Here is an 18440-nt window from a genome sequence, read left to right as displayed (position 1 = left end):
AATTTGAGAGTAGCATGGCAACTAAAAATTCATCGAAAAGAAAGAATGAAATATTACAAGCGCTAGCATTGATGCTTGAAAAAGACCCCGGAGAAAGGATAACAACAGCAAAACTAGCTAAACAAGTAGGCGTTTCGGAGGCCGCACTTTATAGGCACTTTCCTAGTAAAGCGAGAATGTTTGAGGGCTTGATTGAATTTACTGAAGAAGCACTATTTTCACGCATAAACTTGATAGCAAAGGAACAAATGACACTGAGTGTGCAGTGCCAACAAATACTGGGGTTGGTGTTGACTTTTGCCAGTAAGAACCCTGGCATTTGCAGGTTATTAACTGGAGAGGCGCTATCTGGCGAGCATGAACGGTTGAGAGGGCGAATCAGTCAGTTATTCAATCGGATCGAGACACAGATTAAACAACTGTTCCGTCAGCATGAGGTTTCAACTAAAGCGAAATATACTCCAGAGGTCGGTAGTCGGGCGAATTTGTTGTTGGCGGCTGTAGAAGGACGAATTCAGCAGTATGTTAGAACTGATTTTATGCAATCGCCTCTAGCCAGTTGGGAGAGCCAGTGGCAGTTGCTTGAGCCAATAACAGATGTGGACTGATGATTAGAAATACTGAGCAAGCTGCAGTGTTAGAGCTTGCTCAATAATAATGTTGTCATTGTAACTAGCTATTTTTCTGTGAGATGTATTGGACAAACTCAGACTTCAATAGATTAACCTTTTCACCATTACACAGCTTTTCACCCGCCTCAGAGTTATAGCATTGCACTTCTAGCACAATTTGCATCGCGTCGTTGTCGGCTGGGATCCGTGTAATTGACAAACCTAGTTGCTCATCATTTTTAGGTTTGCTTGAAATAATTAAACTATCAGTAACAATTTCTAGCTTGTTCGAAGCATTCTCATGAGCAAAAATTTGAGCAAGCTTCCAAGAGCGTTCACAGGACTTGTAAGAGTCACACTCTACTTTTGTGGTAGTCGGAAGAGAACGTTGATTTTCAGCATATTGCTCTACAAGGCGCATCGCTTGTAACTCTTTAAATCTAACTAAATCATTTTTAAATTGCTCACTTATAACTTCTACTTGAGATTTGTAGCGAGCAATTGAGTTGGTATTCTCTTCAATTTGATCTTTAGTTGCGTCAATCTGTGTGAGAATTGATTTGGGTACGGCTGTACCTTTACGCTCATAGTTTGCTGCGCTTGACTGCAAATTGGAGAGCTTTTTTTCTAAATTTTTATTGTGGCTATTGAGTATTGAAATATTGATGTTCAGCGATGCCGTTTGGTTTTTTTCAGTACGCTTGATGTCATCGATCGTTCTGTATTGGCGCAATAACATTCTGTCATGCTGACGCATCTTTCTTTCTTTTTCTTGCTGAGCTGCTATTTTTTCTTGTCGAAGTTCTTCAGCTAATTTTTCTTCCCTAGTCATAATAGGGGCAACCTTTTCAACCACGCGTCCACTTTCGTTTATGACTTCATAGCCTGACTTTAAAGCTGAATTCGGCAAATAGTCTTTAACCACAAGACGGCCATTACTATCTTTAAATCGATAATAGTTTTTTGCATCGACCGAAGTCGAGACAAAAATTAAAATCAATAAAATAAGTATATGTTTAAAGCTCATAGTGCTCCATCTAATTTGATTAATATCACCCTTAGGGATTATTCCACTCCATATGTTTCGCGGTAGGCGAGAACTTTAGGGTAGAAGCTACTGAAAGTCGGGTGAACTTTTAAGTAATTTAGCAGATCTGTCAACTTTATAATAGAAAATACAGGAATTCCGTAATCTTGTTCAACTTCTTGAACAGCCGAAAGCTCGCCGGTGCCTTTTTCTTGACGGTCGAGGGCAATCAGAACAGCTTTAGGTGTTGCTCCATTTTGTTTAATAATATCGATTGATTCACGGATTGCCGTACCTGCACTGATAACATCGTCGATGATTAAAATATCACCGTTAAGTTGACTACCAACGATATTGCCGCCTTCACCATGATCTTTCTTTTCTTTGCGATTAAAGCTGTAAGGCGCATTCACGTCATGATGCTCAGCAAGCGCCATTGTGGTACAGCTGACTAGAGGAATTCCTTTGTAAGCGGGACCAAAAATAACATCGAAAGGAATATTTTGTTGGACGATGGTTTGCGCATAGCAGCGCCCAAGCTGCGCCAGGTCTGCTCCACTATCGAAAAGGCCTGTGTTGAAAAAGTAAGGGCTTCTGCGGCCACTTTTGAGGGTAAACTCACCAAATTTAAGTACATTTTTGGATAAGGCAAGCTCTATGAACTGTTTTTGATAGTCGTGCATGATGGGTTCGCTGAAAAGTGAATATAATCAGCCAACTATGATAACCTTATTTGGGAGCAAAAAAAACTAGAAGGCGCAGTCTGCATGATTAAAGTGTATTCATAATTCTTCTGGTGAGGCTAAGGATATATACGATAGGAGGGCTTCAAGTGAAGCGGTCCGAAGATCAAATGTTATAGGTGCTGCAATGAAATCAAGTAAACTCTAGGGCTATTGTATCTTCTTCAACTCGAATAACCCGCATCGGGTGTAATACCATTTGGTCTTGATCTTCACCCAAAATACCTTCAATGTGGACCTTAACTAAATCGCCTTTTTTAAGTTCATGTTCACCGATATTTTTTACGAGAACGCCACCCTCTGAAATATCAAGACTTTCTGAGATTAAAACATTCGAGTTTTGTTGGCGAATTGCAATTGGAAGGTGAATGGAAACACGATAAAAGCGCCTCGCATCTGCTTGAGATTGAAGAGACTCGTGCTTTCTCTTAACTTTACTTTTATCCGACTTATCTTGCTCTATTCTCATAGTTACTCCCGTAAATATGCAATCCTTGTTCCTAATCTAGATTAGCAAAAAGTGTGAGAAAGTCCACATTTTTAAATGTTACGAGCTTCTATGGTTTGGCAGATATTAATAAAGTCAGTTAGTGACAGTCTCTCAGCTCTTTCCGTTGGCGAGATTCCAACAGTCTCAAAATCTTCTGGGGAGAGCCAATCTTTAAGGCTATTTCGGATAGTCTTACGACGTTGGTTAAAAGCCGCTGTAACGACTTTTGCCAGTAAATCGGTATCGCTAACAGGATTCTTAATGGTCTCGTAGGGTTTCAGGCAAACGATGGCAGAGTCCACTTTTGGGGCGGGAGAAAAGGCACCTGGCGGGACTACAAACAACATGGCGGCTTGGCAATAATACTGTGCCATAACGCTTAAACGACCATACTGTTTAGTCACTGGGGCGGCACAGAGACGCTCTACCACTTCCTTTTGCAGCATAAAGTACATATCGTGGATGACATGCTTTTGTCGCAGCAAGTGGAAAATTAAAGGGGTGGAAATATTGTAGGGTAGATTGCCAACGATACGTAATTTTTCTTCCGGATCTGACTGAAGCTGGGTGAAATCAAACTTCAGAGCATCACTTTGATGGATCGTAAAGTTTTCTTGCTCAGCAAACTTCTTTTCGAGACGGGGAATTAAATCACGGTCAAGCTCCACGACATCAAGTTTTCCAGCTTTAGTTACTAGATGCTCGGTTATTGCGCCCAAACCAGGGCCAATTTCAACTAAGTGGTCGCATTCCTGAGCGCCAATTGATTCCACAATTTTGGAAATATAGAAATCATCGGATAAAAAATTCTGACCAAAGCGTTTGCGAGCTTGGTGACCTTGAACCACTTTTGAATTTACCATGAGTTTAGCTTTGTCGACGGCGTTGAATTAAATCTTGAGTGAATTGTAGCGCATATTGCATGCTACCGATATCGGCAATGTTACTGCCAGCGATATCAAGCCCTGTGCCGTGGTCCACTGAGGTGCGGATATAAGGCAACCCTAGGGTGACATTTACTGCTTTGCCAAAGCCTTTATATTTGAGGGTTGGTAGCCCTTGATCATGGTACATGGCTAAAACCGTATCGACGTTCTCGATCTTATTCGGTTGAAAAGCGGTGTCAGCGGGAAGGGGGCCAATAAGCGTTGAATCGAGCTCTTTGTTTAACTCAGCAAGAGTTGGAGTGATAATTCGCGACTCTTCGGTGCCGAGGTGGTTATTCTCGCCAGCATGAGGATTTAGACCACAAACGAGTATTTGTGGCTGTTGTATTGAGAATTTCTCGCGAAGTTCACGATCAATAATAGTGATCACCTCGCGCAGCAATTCAGGCGTGATGGCGTCAGCAACTTCACGTAACGGTAAGTGAGTGGTTGCTAGCGTAACGCGTAACCCTTCTGTAGCAAGCATCATCACGACTTTGTCACAACCACAACGCTCAGCAAAGAACTCTGTATGGCCAGAAAACTTTAGACCAGAATCATTGATAATCCCTTTGTGTACTGGTCCAGTTAAGATGGCATCGACTAAACCCTGTTGGGCTAAATCGCTAGCGATATTTAAGGTTTCAAGGACGTATGCGGAGTTCTCAAGGTTTAATTGGCCGGAAGTGACTGGTTGTTTGAGCTGGCAAGGAATAACCCAAAGGTGTCCTATTTGATGGGGCTTTGGCTCTGCGTCTAGGTCTAGTTGGGTTATCGCTAGGGGCAGTTGAATCTCATTAGCGACTTGTTGTAGTAGTTCGGGATCGGCGCATACCACGAGTTGATCTGTACAAGGCTGTTGCGCCATCTTGACGATGATTTCAGGACCAATACCGGCGGGTTCCCCCGCCGTAATTAAGATTCTTGCAATATCCATGATACTACCTACCCAGCTTTTAACGGGTGTTATGAAGGGGTTATGCGTCTTCTTCTACAACTTGTTTAACGTAGGCTTCGTCGCGGATTTCACGGATCCAGTTCTCAACTTCTTCTGAGAACTTGCGCTGACGCAATATTTTCGCTGCTTGTTGACGTTTCATATCATCCGACTGGTCATCTTTCCTTTTACCCGTCAGTTGAACAATATGCCAGCCAAAGCTGCTTTGAAATGGCTGACTGATTTCATTAACTTCTAAATTGCTGAGAGTCTCTTCGAATGCAGGATCAAAAGCACCGACATTGTTCCAGCCAAGTTCGCCACCAAGGTTCGCTGAACCTGGGTCATCAGAATGTTTCTTCGCCATGTTGCCGAAATCTGCTTCACCGGCCATAACTTGCTCACGGATGTGATTAAGCAGATCAATGGCGTCGCTCTCAGTGGTAATCGCGTCGGGACGTACAAGAATGTGACGAGACTTGGTTTGTTGCACCACGTGCTCTAAATCACCGCGCTTGTCATACAACTTTAAGATGTGGAAACCCGCTGGACTTCGGATAGGCGTAGAAACCGCGCCTTTTTTCAAATAGTAAACAGGTGTTCTAAAGAGTTCAGGTAAGCTTTGCTCGGAATTCCACCCAAAATCACCACCTTCGCTAGCTTCTGAGCCATCGGAGTGTTTTTGTGCAATTTCAGAGAAGTCCGCACCGGATTTTAGTTGATTCGAGAGCTCAAGAGCCTCTTTCTTGGCCTTTGCTACTTCAGCGTCAGATGCATTTTCATCAACCGCAATAAGAATATGGCCTAATAAATACTCAACGTTACTCTTTGCATCCATAGCTTTAACTAGCGAATCAATTTCTTTGTCGCTAATCTTAATACGGCGCGCAACATAAGCATCTCTGAAACGTGCAGTAACGATTTCTTTGCGTAGGTCATCTAAAAACAATGGCCAAGCGATACCTTTTTGTTGCATGTGTAAGCGGAACTCATCCAGCGACATATTGTTTTGTTGGGCAACACGAGTTGCGAATTGCTGTAACTCTGCTGGCTGAACCTGCATACCGGCGCGATTAGCCATTTGGTATTGGAGGCTTTGTACAATCAGCTGCTCTAACAATTCTTTTTCTAACAGGCTGTCAGGTGGTAATTGACCGCCGCGGGCGCGGATCTGGTCTTTGGCTTGTAGAATTTTTCTATCAAGCTCACTTTTTAAGATGACGTCTTGGTCAACGTGAGCAATAATTTTATCAATAGTTTCTACGCTTTGAGCGCTTAGCGGTGCTAATGTCGCGACTGAAACCGCTAGTAAGCAAGCTGAAATCAAATGTTTCAATGTCATAGTTATTTGCCTAATAAATCTTCGTATCCGTAAATACTGTCTTCTAAAAACTTAGTGGTGCTGCCTTGCAGGCTACCAATTCCTTTCAGAACAAATTGGACGTAGACGCCTGAACTGTGTTCATCACGCTGGTCGGGAACTAAAGCACCTTGGCTATCGAGCTGAATATTGATGTAACGTCTAGCGACCACACGAACAGCCCAGCAACAGGACTCATACTCTAGACCGAGAAAAGAATCGTTAGTTCGATTTTCTGTGAGATCTTGATTATAACGGCCTAAAAGTCGCCAATCTTGGGCCATTGGCCATGCAAATGCAAGCTCAGCTTCTTCTTGTGTTCGATTCACCGTTTTGCGATAGCGGTGGCCTAGGTTAAGAATGTGGTTTTCTTCCGGCTCGTAATGAAGATTGACTAAGCCGTGAGTGGTTTCGTTGTTTTGGTCATCCCACTCAATCGCCGACTTAACTTCTATGCTGTCCGTCCAACGCCAATTAACCTCAGCCAGCAAGCCTGATTGTTTATCGGTTTCAACCGGCAGGTTGAGCATAGTCACTTTACGATCTTTTAGATATACCGTTCGCCCAATCGACACTGACGCTTTTTCGCGGCCTTGTTCGTCTAGGAAACGACTAGTGATGGCGCCACTGACTTGGTTGGCGTCACCTATACGATCGATGCCACTGAAACGATTTCTACTGAATAACTGAGTAAAGTTGAAGGTCGGCAGACTGGTATCGTAAAAAGCGATGTTTTGCTGCTCTTCGTAAGGCGTGTATAAGTAAAACAGTCTCGGCTCGAGTGTTTGCGTCATATCGCCATCATCAAAGTTGAGTGTACGCTCGAAAAACAGGCCGGTGTCTATAGAAAGAGTCGGTAAGCTACGATCGATGGTTTGATCGTTACCCGATATATCTGTCTGCTCATACTGGGTATAAGCAAAACTGAGCTCTGGGCGGAAAAAACTGTAGAGAGTTTCATGACTCCAAGCGACTGATGGTTCGACGTGATAACGCTCAGCCGTCACTGCGTTATCTTTATCAAAACGCGTGATCTCACTGTTAACTTTAGCTTCGAAGCCATTATCGCTCGGTTCGAAAAAACGGGTTAATTGCACGCGAGGTGCAATTGTGTAGCGCTCGACAGGACTGTTGAGTAGCTGCCAGTCTTGGTATTCAGTGCGCATAAGCCAGTCTTGGCTTAGATACTGCACATAGAGGTTCTGGCTTAAGATATCTTGATTGGAGTCTTCAATACTGCCACCAAAATCTTGAAAATAACCGTCATCACTCACTTTTCTTGCTGCGATACCGCTCGACCAGTTGTCGGTAAACCGAGTTGTATGGTCTAAGTCGTATTGCCAACGTTTATCAGGCAGAGTCTCACCGTTGCTGGTAGCAGCTGCTTTGTCATTGGGCAAATACTCAAAAAAGATCTCGCCGTAGTTTTGCGGCGTTAAATATCGAAATTCAGTGCCTAGCATAGAACCGCGAGAGGTCATATAGCGAGGTGTTAGAGTTAAATCGTAGTTGGGCGCTAGGTTGACATAATAAGGAGCACTGATGTCACGGCCATTACGATTGGAGTTGCTAAATGATGGCGGCAATAGACCTGTTTTACGGCGGTCATCCACGGGGAAGGTGATGTACGGCAGATAAAAAACAGGAATATCCGCTATTTTTACCACACTGTTATAAGCCTTACCCCATCCACTATCACGATCGATTACAATTTCATCTGACTCGAAAACCCAACTTTTTTGGTCTTCGGGGCAGGTTGAGAAGTCCGTATTGGATAAGGTGAGAACCTGCTTATTATCGACTCGAATATTTTCCGCACGACCGTTACCGTTATTGCTGTAGAGGTGGAAGCGTGTATCTTCGATGCTGGTTGAGCCTTCGAGGGAATAATAATCCAGGCTTTCAGCGCCTACCACAAAGTTTTGGTTAGTGAATAAAAGGTCGCCCTCGGCGCGATAAGACTTGGTTTTATTATTGGCAATAAGCCTGTCGGCGGTTAGCTGTTGTTGATTTTGCGAAACTCGGACATTACCCGTTAGGTACGCCATATCGTTTTCACGAGAGGCCTCGTCGGAGTAGATTCTGATGGGCTCGCCGTCTGCACCAAGAAGAGGCTGGTAGCGTATTGGCGCTAAGGCTTCGCTTGGACAAGTTCTAAACTCAGGGAATTGGTCAACAAAGTCGTTTTGACGCAGTTCGGACTGAGTTTCCTCGAAAGAACTGTCTTCTGTAGCATTTTCTTGTTCCTGCTCGACATTTTTCTCTGCCACAGAAGGCATCGCCATTATTAAAGAACTGCTAATAGCGGAAACTAAAAAAGATTTTACCCAACGGACTTTCTTGCTTACCATGTACTTTCGAGTATATTTTTCGGGTTGGTCACAAAATAAACAGCCCGTTGATTCAAGGGCTTACGCTTTGTAACTGACATCAGTTATAAAGACCTAATGATAAACGCTTACGAGGCAGATTGAAAATTAATAATGACAAAAGATAGTCGTCAAAGCCAACTTAAAGAGTGGTCAAAGCAACAAATTGTCGCTTTGGTTGGCGTTGCAAGCCACTCTGCAGAAACGTTCCAGTGGTCGATGGTCTCAGGAGACGCCAGTTTTAGGCGCTACTTCCGATGGTCTGATGCTGCTAGTGGACAAAGCTGGATAGCCGTTGACGCGCCTCCTGAGCATGAAAATAGCCGACAATTCGTAAAAGTCGCGCAATTACTCGAAAGAGTGAATGCGCCTCGTGTACTGGCAAAGGATTTTGAGCAGGGATTTATGCTCTTGAGTGACTTAGGTGACCGCTTATACCTACCTCTGCTAGAAGAAGCGCAAGCGTCGAAAAATATCGCTATTGCGGATAACTTGTACCGTAGAGCAATAGACAGCTTGGTTAAGATTCAGCAAACGCACTCCACAAGCCTCCCTGATTATGATGAAATTATGCTACGAGCAGAAATGGAGCTGTTTCGAGACTGGTTTTTACAAAGGCACCTTGGCTTGGTGTTATCCACTGTAGAGCATCGGCTTATAGACACCACATTTAATCATTTAATCAAAAGTGCCCAGACGCAGCCACAGGTCTTTGTGCATCGCGATTATCACTCGCGGAATATCATGGATTGTGGCCCTACTGAATCGCCAGGCATTATTGATTTTCAAGATGCGGTACGCGGTCCTTTAACCTATGATCTGTTGTCGTTATTGAGGGATTGTTATATTAAGTGGTCGCCAGAGCAGGTTGATAACTGGGTTGATTATTACCTCGAACGTTCGCCTGCAGTATTAGAAAAGGACAAATTTATTCAATGGTTCGATTGGATGGGGTTACAGCGCCATATCAAAGTCGCAGGGATTTTCTGTCGCTTGAATTACCGTGATGGTAAAGAGGGTTACTTGAAAGATATCCCGCTAACCCTTACTTATATTCTTCAGCAAGCAGAGAAATACCCAGCAATGTCTGAATTTTACCATTGGCTCAAAGAAAAAGTGGTACCAGCTTTTGAACAAAAGCAGGGGGTAACTCTGTGAAAGCGATGATCCTTGCCGCCGGGCGTGGTGAAAGAATGCGGCCATTGACCGACGCGCATCCTAAGCCACTGCTAAAAGTGGATGGTAAAGCGCTAATCGAGTGGCATATCGAAGCCCTAAAAGACGCTGGAATTAAAGACATTCTAATTAATACCTCGTGGCTCGGTGATCAAATCCCTGAATATCTAGGCGATGGCGCCTACTGGGGAGTAAATCTTACCTTTTCTCATGAGCCTACCGCCCTAGAAACCGCGGGAGGTATTCGGAAAGCATTAGACTTTTTTGATGAGCAGCCTTTTATCGTCGTCAACGGTGATGTCTGGAGCGAATATGATTACGAAAAACTACTACAGCAGCCGACAAAGTTGGCGCATATCGTATTGGTGCCGAATCCAGAGCATAACCCCCAGGGAGACTTTTTCTTGCGCGATGATGGTTTAGTTATTGCTGAAGGTGAAAATCGCGCGACATTCTCCGGCATTGGGGTGTATCAGCCAGAGGTGTTTAAAGATTTGAAAGAAGACGAACCTTTGCCACTGGCGCCTTTATTGAGAGAATTAATGGTGGAAGCGCAGGTAACAGGAGAGTTATTCGATGGGAAATGGCATGATATCGGCACGCCAGAGCGTTTGAAGAATTTGAATCAAAGCTTCCAAAGACGCATTAATACCATCGAGTACGATGGAAAAATATAATCCAAAAACGGTGAAAATAACGCATGAGTTGGTTTGGTAAAGTAATTGGCGGTGTCCTAGGGTTTTCCCTTGCCGGAGGCCCGATTGGCGCAATCATTGGCGCTGTATTAGGACATCAACTAGATAAACGAAGTGACGATTATCAAGAGCGATACGCTCCTGGCGATCAAGAAAGAGTGCAGGCCGCATTTTTCACAGCGACCTTCGCCACCATGGGGCATATTGCAAAAGCCGATGGCACTGTGACGCAGAACGAAATCCGCCATGCGGAAAATGTAATGCAACGCATGGGACTCGATCAGGATGCGCGAAAGTTCGCGATTGATTTGTTTCAGCAAGGTAAATCCAGTAGCTTCGACCTAGAGGCAGTGCTGACTCAGTTTAAACAAGAGTGTCATCGTCGCCGTAATTTGATGCAGATGTTCCTAGAGGTGCAAATCACTATGGCCTTGGCCGACGGCACCATCCATGCGCATGAGCGAGCTATTTTGCATCGAGTGGGTAAGCACCTTGGCTTTGCTGGCTTTATGATCGACCAGCTGATCAAAATGGTGCAAGCGCAGCAAGGTTTCCATCAATATTCTCAGCAAGGTCAAACAGGTGGTGGGCATGGTGGAGCTCAGTACGAAGCGCCGAGCGCACCAAGTGTCGAGCAGGCATATCAAGTGCTCGGCGTTAAAAGCTCGGACGATGAAAAAACGGTTAAAAGAGCGTATCGCCGATTAATGTCACAGCACCATCCTGATAAGTTAGTGGCAAAAGGTTTGCCAGAAGAGATGATTAAGATGGCGACGGAGAAGACGCAGGAAATTAAGTCGGCGTATGAGTTAATTAAAAAACATAAAAATTGGTAATAAAGTCTAAGCTACTTGGACTTGCGATTACTTTGTTAATTACAATTTTTAATTTGCCTCGCACTTCCTTCGTTCGTAACGTTTTACGAGTGTTTGTAATTGAGTGCTGAGCGACATTGAAAATAACTTAAAAGTATAGAGAATTGAATGAATAAAGAATTAATGGTAAAGCAAATCGCAACGATGCTGGAAATGCAGCATGCGATGAACACGAAAGTTCATGAGAAATGGTTTGATCAAAACTATGAGTGGTATCGTGCAATCTGGATTGAATGCGCGGAAATGCTAGAGCACTTTGGTTGGAAATGGTGGAAGCATCAAAAGCCAGATGTTGATCAAGTCAAGATGGAGCTAGTTGATATTTTTCACTTTGGCTTAAGCTCACGCATCGACGGAGGATTGTCGTTTGAGGAAATTGCAGAAGAACTCGCAGGTGAAATGTTAGAGCCATTAGTTAAAGATGACTTCAAGCAAACCCTGGAAGTTTTAGCGGGACAAGCGGTGCTGTATCAACACTTTGACGGCACAAGTTTTGCAGGATGTATGGCGCAAATCGAAATGCCTTTTGAAGAGTTATTTAAAAGTTACGTTGGTAAAAATACGCTTAACTTTTTCCGCCAGGATAATGGTTATAAAGACGGCTCTTATATAAAAGAATGGAACGGGCAGGAAGATAACGAAGTTCTAGTTGAAATTTTAAATGCGCTTGACCCGACGCATGAAGATTTAAAAGACCAAGTTTATAAAGGGCTCGCTGATAGATATTCAGTTTTAAAGTAAACTAGGGTTTAACTATTGTTAGCAAACGATTCTTAAGATAATAAAAAATACTGGAGAAATCATGTCAGAATGTACTCATAAAGTTGTATTAAAAGGGTATGAAGATTCAGACAAAGGAAAGTATTACATCGAGCAAGACTTAGCAGAGCTTTTTGGGATCGAACAAAAAGTGGCTAAGCGACTATTAGAAATTACAGCGGAAGAGCCGCGCGATGTAAAAACTAACGTAGACTCGAAAACTGCTGAACGTTATCTCAAAGCATTAGAAGCCACTGGTGCAGAAGGCGAAGTCATCGATACTCGCTTTGATTTTAGTGGCCTTTCAATAGAGTAGTTAGCTAGCGATATGGATATCGAACCTGAAATCTTAGCGTTAATTCAAAACGCTAAACGAGTTACCATTTTAACAGGCGCCGGAGTCTCTGCGGAATCCGGCGTTGCTACATTTAGAGCCTATAAAGATGAAACCAAAGAAAGCCTATGGAGCCAATACGATCCGCAGAAAATGGCGAGTATTGATGGTTTCCTAGAAGATCCAAATTTAGTCTGGCAGTGGTACCAATGGCGTCGTGATGAACTTAAAGAAAAAGAACCTAACGATGCTCACAAAGCCATTGCTAAATGGCAAGAGTCTAAATCTCTTGGTTTAAAGCAACAAAACGTGACACTAATTACGCAAAACGTCGATGGACTACATCAAGCTGGTGGCTCGGAAGACGTTATCGAGCTTCACGGCAATATCTGGCGCAATCATTGCCTGCAGTGTTGCGCTGAGTATCAAGGTGATGTAGATGGGGTTGAGAGTGTTATCGAGTGTCCCGAATGTGCTGGCCAAATTCGCCCTTCAGTCGTCTGGTTCGGCGAAGCTCTTCCCGAACAAGCGTGGCACGATGCCGAAAGCGCCTCTTACTCCTGCGACCTCTTTTTATCCGTCGGAACATCTAGCCAAGTTTATCCCGCCGCCGGACTCGCCGCCCTCGCCAAAAGCCAAGGCGCAAAAGTCATAGAAATTAACCCAGAGCCAACAAAGAGTTCGGTGGTGGATTTAAATGTTATTGAGAAATCGTCTTATGTCTTAGTTTGGTTATTAGGAAATATTTAGCTATGTCAAAAAGTATAAAATCATACGAACTCCATGGTAGTTATGATTTCGCTACTCATGAAATTAATATAATAAAATTAAATAATAGGGATTTGAGCTTTTTGACTGAGCTCAAGGAAGTGTCTCAAAATAAAATAACAAAGAGTGATCTAAGTGACATAAGGACTATCGTCCATGAAATCACACATTTTTTAGATTCCACAACAACTATTTGGGGCGCAGAGTTTAATTATAGGAAAAATCTTTACCTGGTTGAACAAAGCAATCAAAGAGGAGAAGTCCTTCAATTGAATCTTTCAGAGCTCAGTTTGCATCATGAGCTGAACGACGGTGCTGGAGAAAGTTTAAGTCTTAACTTTAAAATTGAGCATGCTATTGAGTACGACAATGAATATGGAGTTTATATCTCCGTTCTTTTTTACAATGAGGGAGGTGAGGTTACAGCCAAGGTTCCTACAAGTATGCTTGCGCTGTTAGAGTGTAATGCTATTGCAAGCGAGATTTTAATAGCTTTAGAGTTGGTTAAGTCAGTTGACGGGTATAGTGGGAGTGATATTGAAGAGGAGTTTAATGATTTTTTAATTAGCTCTAATGACATCGAGTACAAATTATTTCTTTTTCTTGCAAGGAAGCACTTTAACTTTTTACCACTAGAATCATTTTTAAGGTTATTCAAATCATTTGTCGACTTATCTTTAAATGTTGAAGCCATTCCGTTATCAAAATTTGCTAATATTGTTGAGCGTACTTGCTTGAATAAAGAACTTGGTAGATTGCTATCAGCGGAGTTAAGAAGAGGCAGCTCTAGAGCTGCTTTCTTATTTAAATTAATACTGTTTTCCTATGGTCATTATATTACTTGTGATGATGAAGAAAAGCTGAAATTGAGGGAAACCATATGTAAAAAACCAATAAACTTTATACATACAGTGCTTATGAAGCTTGGAGTTAGACTTACAAACATTAATGAGTTTGGTATAACTCAAGAACAACTTAAGAACCAATGTTTTTTTGACTCAGAAATTTTTATGATGACATCATCATTTAATAGAAACTTGCTTAAAAGTGAACAATTCTGTTTTCAGACTCTAAAAAAGTTGAAGTATCCTGATATCTTCAAGCTGAACAATAAAAATGCTACTCTACCTTGCTTTATCAAAGTAGACCTTGAGTCAAAAATTAGTCAAATATTCCCTGCTTTTAGTCAACTTTATGATCTATATGATGAGGCTCCAAAGTTTCATTTGGTTCCAGGTTATAAGGAGTTTTATATAAGATAAAAGGCGGGGTACCCTGCCTTTTAGTCTCCAAATCTTAATCAACCAACTTAAATTCGTTTTTTAAGATTTGGATGATTTCTGCTTTTGGATTTTCCGATAATTCGATCTTTTCACCAGTAACTTTTTCAGCGATATCTAAGTAGGTTCTCGAAAGATTCATCAGTGCTTCTGTGGGTAGTTCGTTGTTACGAGCTAATGCTTGACGTTCGTCCATGCGATCTTTGTTCAACAGAATGTCTGGATCTTCGAAATGGTTCAGTAGGAACTGACGGAAGCCTTCTTTCGATTTCTCGACTATTTTGCCTTCTTCACGAAAAGCTTGACCATCCCAGATTCGTGATGAGTCTGGCGTACCCACTTCGTCCATGTAGATCAGTTTTTCGTTGCCGGCTTTGTCGGTGACGTAACCAAATTCAAATTTGGTATCGACAAACATTTGATCTAGTTTGGCAAGTTCGTTGCTGATAAGTTCGAAGCCTTCTTTGAGTAGCTTTTCGTACAAGTCGATATCGTCTTTACGACGGAACGCAAAGGATTCGTAGTTATCTTCGATGTTTTTACGAGTGACGTTGACGTCGTCCGCTTCAGGTACGCCAGGGATACCTTTTAGAATGCCTTTAGTTGATGGAGTGATTAATAACTCATCAAGCTTTTGGTCTTTTTCAAGGCCGTCAGGGAGTTTTATACCACAAAATTCACGTTCGCCTTTGGCGTAAGCGCGCCACATTGAGCCTGTGATGTATTGGCGAGCAATCGCTTCGATCTTTACCGGCTTGGCTTTTTGTACAATCCAGACAAACGGGTGTGGAATTTCAAGGATATGGCTATCGGCTAGGCCGTTTTCGCGGAATAGCTTAAACCAGTGGTTTGAGATAGCGTTTAGGGCTGCGCCCTTGCCAGGTACACCGTGCATACCGCCTTCGCCGTGCCAGATGGCGTCGAATGCAGAAATACGGTCACTGATGACCATAATGGCGAGCGGTGCGTCAGCAACGACGTCGTAGCCGCGTTCCTTGATTAAGCGTGCGCTGTCTTCTTTGGTTAGCCAGTAAACTGAGCGGACTTTACCGCTATGAACTGGTTGATCGGTACGGATCGGTAGATCGTTATTAACGGCTAAAACTTTTCCCGCGAGGCTCATGGAGTAGTCCTATTGTGCTATTCAGTTAATGACACAGGGTCCTACGGTGTTAGAAGATTTCTCAACACCAAATTTAAGAGCGCAATAATACCAGAAATCGTGACGTTCTCCACGAATTGTATGAGTTTTAAGCAATATTTTTAGTAATTTGACAGTCTAAATTTTATGTTATTAAGTAACTAAGGTATAGTGATGAGTAGCGTGAAAATAATTTAATTCTTTGATTTTATTATTGTAATTACAAGGGAGCCCATGATGAGCGACAAGGTAATTGATTGTAAGAAATCTTTATCAGTCAATGGTAAAGATTTTGATATTTGGAGCCTCAAAGATCTAGAGGCACAAGGCCACGGCATTAAGAAACTGCCATTTTCTATTCGAATCCTTCTTGAGAACGCACTGAGAAACCATGATGGGCTAGCTGTTACTGGCGATCATGTGGACACTCTATTAAATTGGAAGCCAAACCCTGAAAAAAAAGAAGTGCCTTATAAGCCTGCGCGAGTTTTGATGCAGGACTTTACGGGGGTTCCAGCGGTGGTCGACTTGGCCTCAGTTCGTGCGGAAGCGAGCCGACACGGTGTGGATGGCAAGAAAGTTAATCCTTTAATTCCCGTAGACTTGGTCATTGACCACTCGGTTCAAGTTGATTTCTATGGCGACAAGAACTCTTTAGATAAAAACATTGATATGGAGTACGAGCGCAACCAAGAGCGTTATCAGTTCTTGAAGTGGGCGCAGACGGCTTTCGATAATTTCACGGTGGTGCCACCAGGTATGGGGATTTGTCACCAAGTAAACCTTGAGTATTTAGCTCAAGGCGTGGTCGAGCGCGATGGCGCTTTGTTCCCTGATACGTTAGTGGGTACTGACTCACACACGCCGATGGTTAACGGTATTGGTGTTGTCGGCTGGGGCGTTGGTGGTATTGAAGCTGAGGCTGCCATTCTTGGGCAACCGATTTTCTTTATCATGCCGGAAGTGGTCGGTTTGAAGCTGACAGGTAAATTACCTATCGGCACCACGGCTACCGATATGGTGCTGACGATTACTGAACTACTGCGTAAGCATGGTGTGGTCGGTAAGTTTGTTGAAGTCTTTGGCGAAGGTCTTGACCATTTAACGGTAACAGACCGTGCGACTATTTCTAACATGTCGCCTGAGTTCGGCTGTACCGTGACTTACTTCCCGATTGATGATCGCACATTAGATTATATGCGCGACACCAATCGCAGTGAAGAGACTATCGAGCGCGTAGAAGCCTATACCAAGAACAATATGTTATGGCGTGAAAACGAAGATGATATTGAGTACAGCAGTGTCGTTGAACTGGATTTAAGTACGGTAGTGCCGACTGCTTCGGGTCCGTCGCGTCCACAAGACAAAATTGCGATTAGCAACTTAAAAGCACAGTTTAAATCCTTGATGGAATTGAACTATGGTCGCCAGTATCAACAATTGGAAGATCGTAGCCCAGCCGATAACGATAAAGGCTTGTTAAAGACTATCGTGGTTGATGATAAAGATAGCGATCAGGATTATCAGCTGCACGATGGTTCGATTTCTATTGCTGCGATTACTTCGTGTACCAACACATCAAACCCAAGCGTCATGATTGGTGCAGGTTTGGTTGCGAAAAAAGCCAATGAACTGGGCCTAAAAGTTAAGCCATGGGTCAAAACTTCGCTGGCTCCGGGTTCTAAAGTGGTGACCGACTATTTAGAAAACTCAGGTCTTATGGATGATCTTGAGGCGCTAGACTTCTTTTTAGTAGGTTATGGTTGTACTTCATGTATTGGTAACTCTGGACCTTTGCCAGACGCAATCGGCAAAGCGGTGACCGAGAACGATTTAGTGGTAGCTTCGGTGTTATCAGGCAACCGAAACTTTGAAGCGCGCGTTCACCCAGACGTTAAGATGAACTTCCTCATGTCGCCTATGTTGGTGGTGATTTATGCGTTAGTTGGACGCGTCGACATTGACTTCGACAGTGAGCCAGTCGCGCATACACCAGAGGGCAAGCCTGTTTACTTTAAAGACTTGTGGCCATCAAACGAAGAAATTCAGGAGATTATGGCGAAAGTTTTAACACCAGCAGATTTTGCGAAAAACTATGGCAAAATTTTCGATGGTAATAAACAGTGGCGTGAGATGGAAGTGTCCAAAGATAAGGTTTATCAGTGGGATGACTCGTCGACCTACATCAAGCAAGCACCATTCTTCCAAGGACTTAAACCTGAGCTTGATGAGCCAAAAGATATTGAAGGCGCGAAAGTTCTTTTGAAATTAGGTGATTCGATTACGACAGACCATATTTCGCCAGCAGGTGGCTTCTCTGAAGATTCGCCAGCGGGTCAGTATCTAAAAGGTCGTGGTATCGAACCTCGTATGTTTAACTCTTACGGTTCTCGTCGCGGTAACGACGAGGTCATGGTGCGCGGTACTTTTGCTAACGTTCGCATCAAGAACCAGCTGGTGGATAAAGAGGGTGGTTATACTCGTTATATTCCTACTGGCGAAACTATGACAGTGTTTGATGCGGCGCAAAAATACAAAGCGGAAAACACACCGTTAATCGTTTTGGCGGGTAAAGAGTACGGTAGCGGTTCATCGCGAGATTGGGCGGCCAAGGGTACAACTTTGTTAGGGATCAAAGCCGTCATCGCAGAAAGCTACGAGCGAATTCATCGTAGTAACTTAGTTGGTATGGGTGTCTTGCCATTAGAGTTTGCAAATGGTGAAGACGCTGAAACCTTGGGCTTAACGGGTGAAGAGAGTTTCACCATCAAAGGTAAATCAGGTGGTCTCGAAGTGAACCAAACCTTTGAAGTCGAAGCGAAATCAAGCGATGGCAAAGTTAAAACTTTTGAAGCCTTGTCGCGCTTAGACTCGAAAGTCGAGCTGGAATACTACAGAAATGGCGGTATTCTGCATTACGTCTTAAGAGACTTTATTAGAAAAGGATAA

General features: G+C 43.2%; 17 protein-coding genes. 9 read left to right on the top strand and 8 right to left on the bottom strand.

What is annotated here, in order from left to right; translation table 11 throughout:
• Positions 1-14 precede the first annotated feature (14 nt).
• Entirely contained in the window at positions 15-608 is a 594-nt protein-coding gene (gene slmA, locus ABD128_RS05430; protein WP_343987667.1) for a nucleoid occlusion factor SlmA, read from the top strand.
• Between the two features lie 64 nt (positions 609-672).
• On the opposite strand, the gene ABD128_RS05425 is transcribed toward slmA, so the two are convergent.
• From ABD128_RS05425 to ABD128_RS05395, 7 genes are all read right to left on the bottom strand, one after another.
• A complete protein-coding gene (locus ABD128_RS05425; protein WP_343987664.1) occupies positions 673-1638 on the bottom strand; it encodes a hypothetical protein in 966 nt (321 codons plus the stop codon).
• A gap of 38 nt (positions 1639-1676) precedes the next feature.
• A complete protein-coding gene (pyrE, locus tag ABD128_RS05420; RefSeq protein ID WP_343987661.1) occupies positions 1677-2321 on the bottom strand; it encodes an orotate phosphoribosyltransferase in 645 nt (214 codons plus the stop codon).
• A 193-nt stretch (positions 2322-2514) separates the two neighbouring features.
• Positions 2515-2850, bottom strand: coding sequence for a PilZ domain-containing protein (locus ABD128_RS05415; protein ID WP_343987658.1), 336 nt, complete (start codon positions 2848-2850; stop codon positions 2515-2517).
• A 71-nt stretch (positions 2851-2921) separates the two neighbouring features.
• Positions 2922-3734, bottom strand: a complete 813-nt coding sequence (rsmA, locus tag ABD128_RS05410; RefSeq protein WP_343987655.1) for a 16S rRNA (adenine(1518)-N(6)/adenine(1519)-N(6))-dimethyltransferase RsmA — start codon at positions 3732-3734, stop codon at positions 2922-2924.
• Between the two features lie 4 nt (positions 3735-3738).
• Positions 3739-4734 (bottom strand): 4-hydroxythreonine-4-phosphate dehydrogenase PdxA, encoded by a 996-nt coding sequence (gene pdxA / locus ABD128_RS05405; RefSeq protein WP_343987652.1) that lies wholly within the window; start codon positions 4732-4734, stop codon positions 3739-3741.
• Positions 4735-4774: 40 nt separating this feature from the next.
• The gene (locus tag ABD128_RS05400) at positions 4775-6076 is read right to left on the bottom strand and encodes a peptidylprolyl isomerase (protein WP_343987650.1); all 1302 of its coding nucleotides are present in this window, start codon (positions 6074-6076) and stop codon (positions 4775-4777) included.
• Positions 6077-6078: 2 nt separating this feature from the next.
• Positions 6079-8379: an LPS-assembly protein LptD gene (locus tag ABD128_RS05395; protein WP_343987647.1), complete on the bottom strand. Its 2301-nt coding sequence runs from the start codon at positions 8377-8379 to the stop codon at positions 6079-6081.
• A 198-nt stretch (positions 8380-8577) separates the two neighbouring features.
• On the opposite strand from ABD128_RS05395, the gene ABD128_RS05390 reads away from it, so the two are divergent.
• From ABD128_RS05390 to ABD128_RS05360, 7 genes are all read left to right on the top strand, one after another.
• A complete protein-coding gene (locus tag ABD128_RS05390; RefSeq protein ID WP_343987644.1) occupies positions 8578-9621 on the top strand; it encodes an aminoglycoside phosphotransferase family protein in 1044 nt (347 codons plus the stop codon).
• Entirely contained in the window at positions 9618-10316 is a 699-nt protein-coding gene (murU, locus tag ABD128_RS05385) for an N-acetylmuramate alpha-1-phosphate uridylyltransferase MurU (protein ID WP_343987641.1), read from the top strand. Before ABD128_RS05390 ends, murU begins: the two co-directional genes overlap by 4 nt.
• Before the next feature lie 23 nt (positions 10317-10339).
• Positions 10340-11170, top strand: coding sequence for a co-chaperone DjlA (djlA, locus tag ABD128_RS05380; protein WP_343987638.1), 831 nt, complete (start codon positions 10340-10342; stop codon positions 11168-11170).
• Between the two features lie 147 nt (positions 11171-11317).
• Entirely contained in the window at positions 11318-11950 is a 633-nt protein-coding gene (locus ABD128_RS05375) for a dUTP diphosphatase (protein WP_343987635.1), read from the top strand.
• 61 nt (positions 11951-12011) lie between these two features.
• Positions 12012-12284: a hypothetical protein gene (locus ABD128_RS05370; RefSeq protein ID WP_343987632.1), complete on the top strand. Its 273-nt coding sequence runs from the start codon at positions 12012-12014 to the stop codon at positions 12282-12284.
• Between the two features lie 12 nt (positions 12285-12296).
• Positions 12297-13052, top strand: a complete 756-nt coding sequence (locus ABD128_RS05365; RefSeq protein WP_343987629.1) for an SIR2 family NAD-dependent protein deacylase — start codon at positions 12297-12299, stop codon at positions 13050-13052.
• A 2-nt stretch (positions 13053-13054) separates the two neighbouring features.
• Complete coding sequence (locus ABD128_RS05360; protein WP_343987626.1) at positions 13055-14332, top strand: hypothetical protein; 1278 nt, start codon at positions 13055-13057, stop codon at positions 14330-14332.
• Between the two features lie 34 nt (positions 14333-14366).
• Here ABD128_RS05360 and ABD128_RS05355 read toward each other — a convergent pair whose 3' ends face one another.
• Positions 14367-15473: a phosphoribosylaminoimidazolesuccinocarboxamide synthase gene (locus tag ABD128_RS05355; RefSeq protein WP_343987623.1), complete on the bottom strand. Its 1107-nt coding sequence runs from the start codon at positions 15471-15473 to the stop codon at positions 14367-14369.
• A 255-nt stretch (positions 15474-15728) separates the two neighbouring features.
• On the opposite strand from ABD128_RS05355, the gene acnA reads away from it, so the two are divergent.
• On the top strand, positions 15729-18440 hold the full coding sequence (acnA, locus tag ABD128_RS05350; protein WP_343989361.1) for an aconitate hydratase AcnA: 2712 nt from the start codon (positions 15729-15731) through the stop codon (positions 18438-18440).

The sequence above is a fragment of the Kangiella japonica genome, from assembly GCF_039523535.1.
Classification (GTDB): domain Bacteria; phylum Pseudomonadota; class Gammaproteobacteria; order Enterobacterales; family Kangiellaceae; genus Kangiella; species Kangiella japonica.
This window is presented reverse-complemented; position numbering and strand designations above follow the sequence as displayed.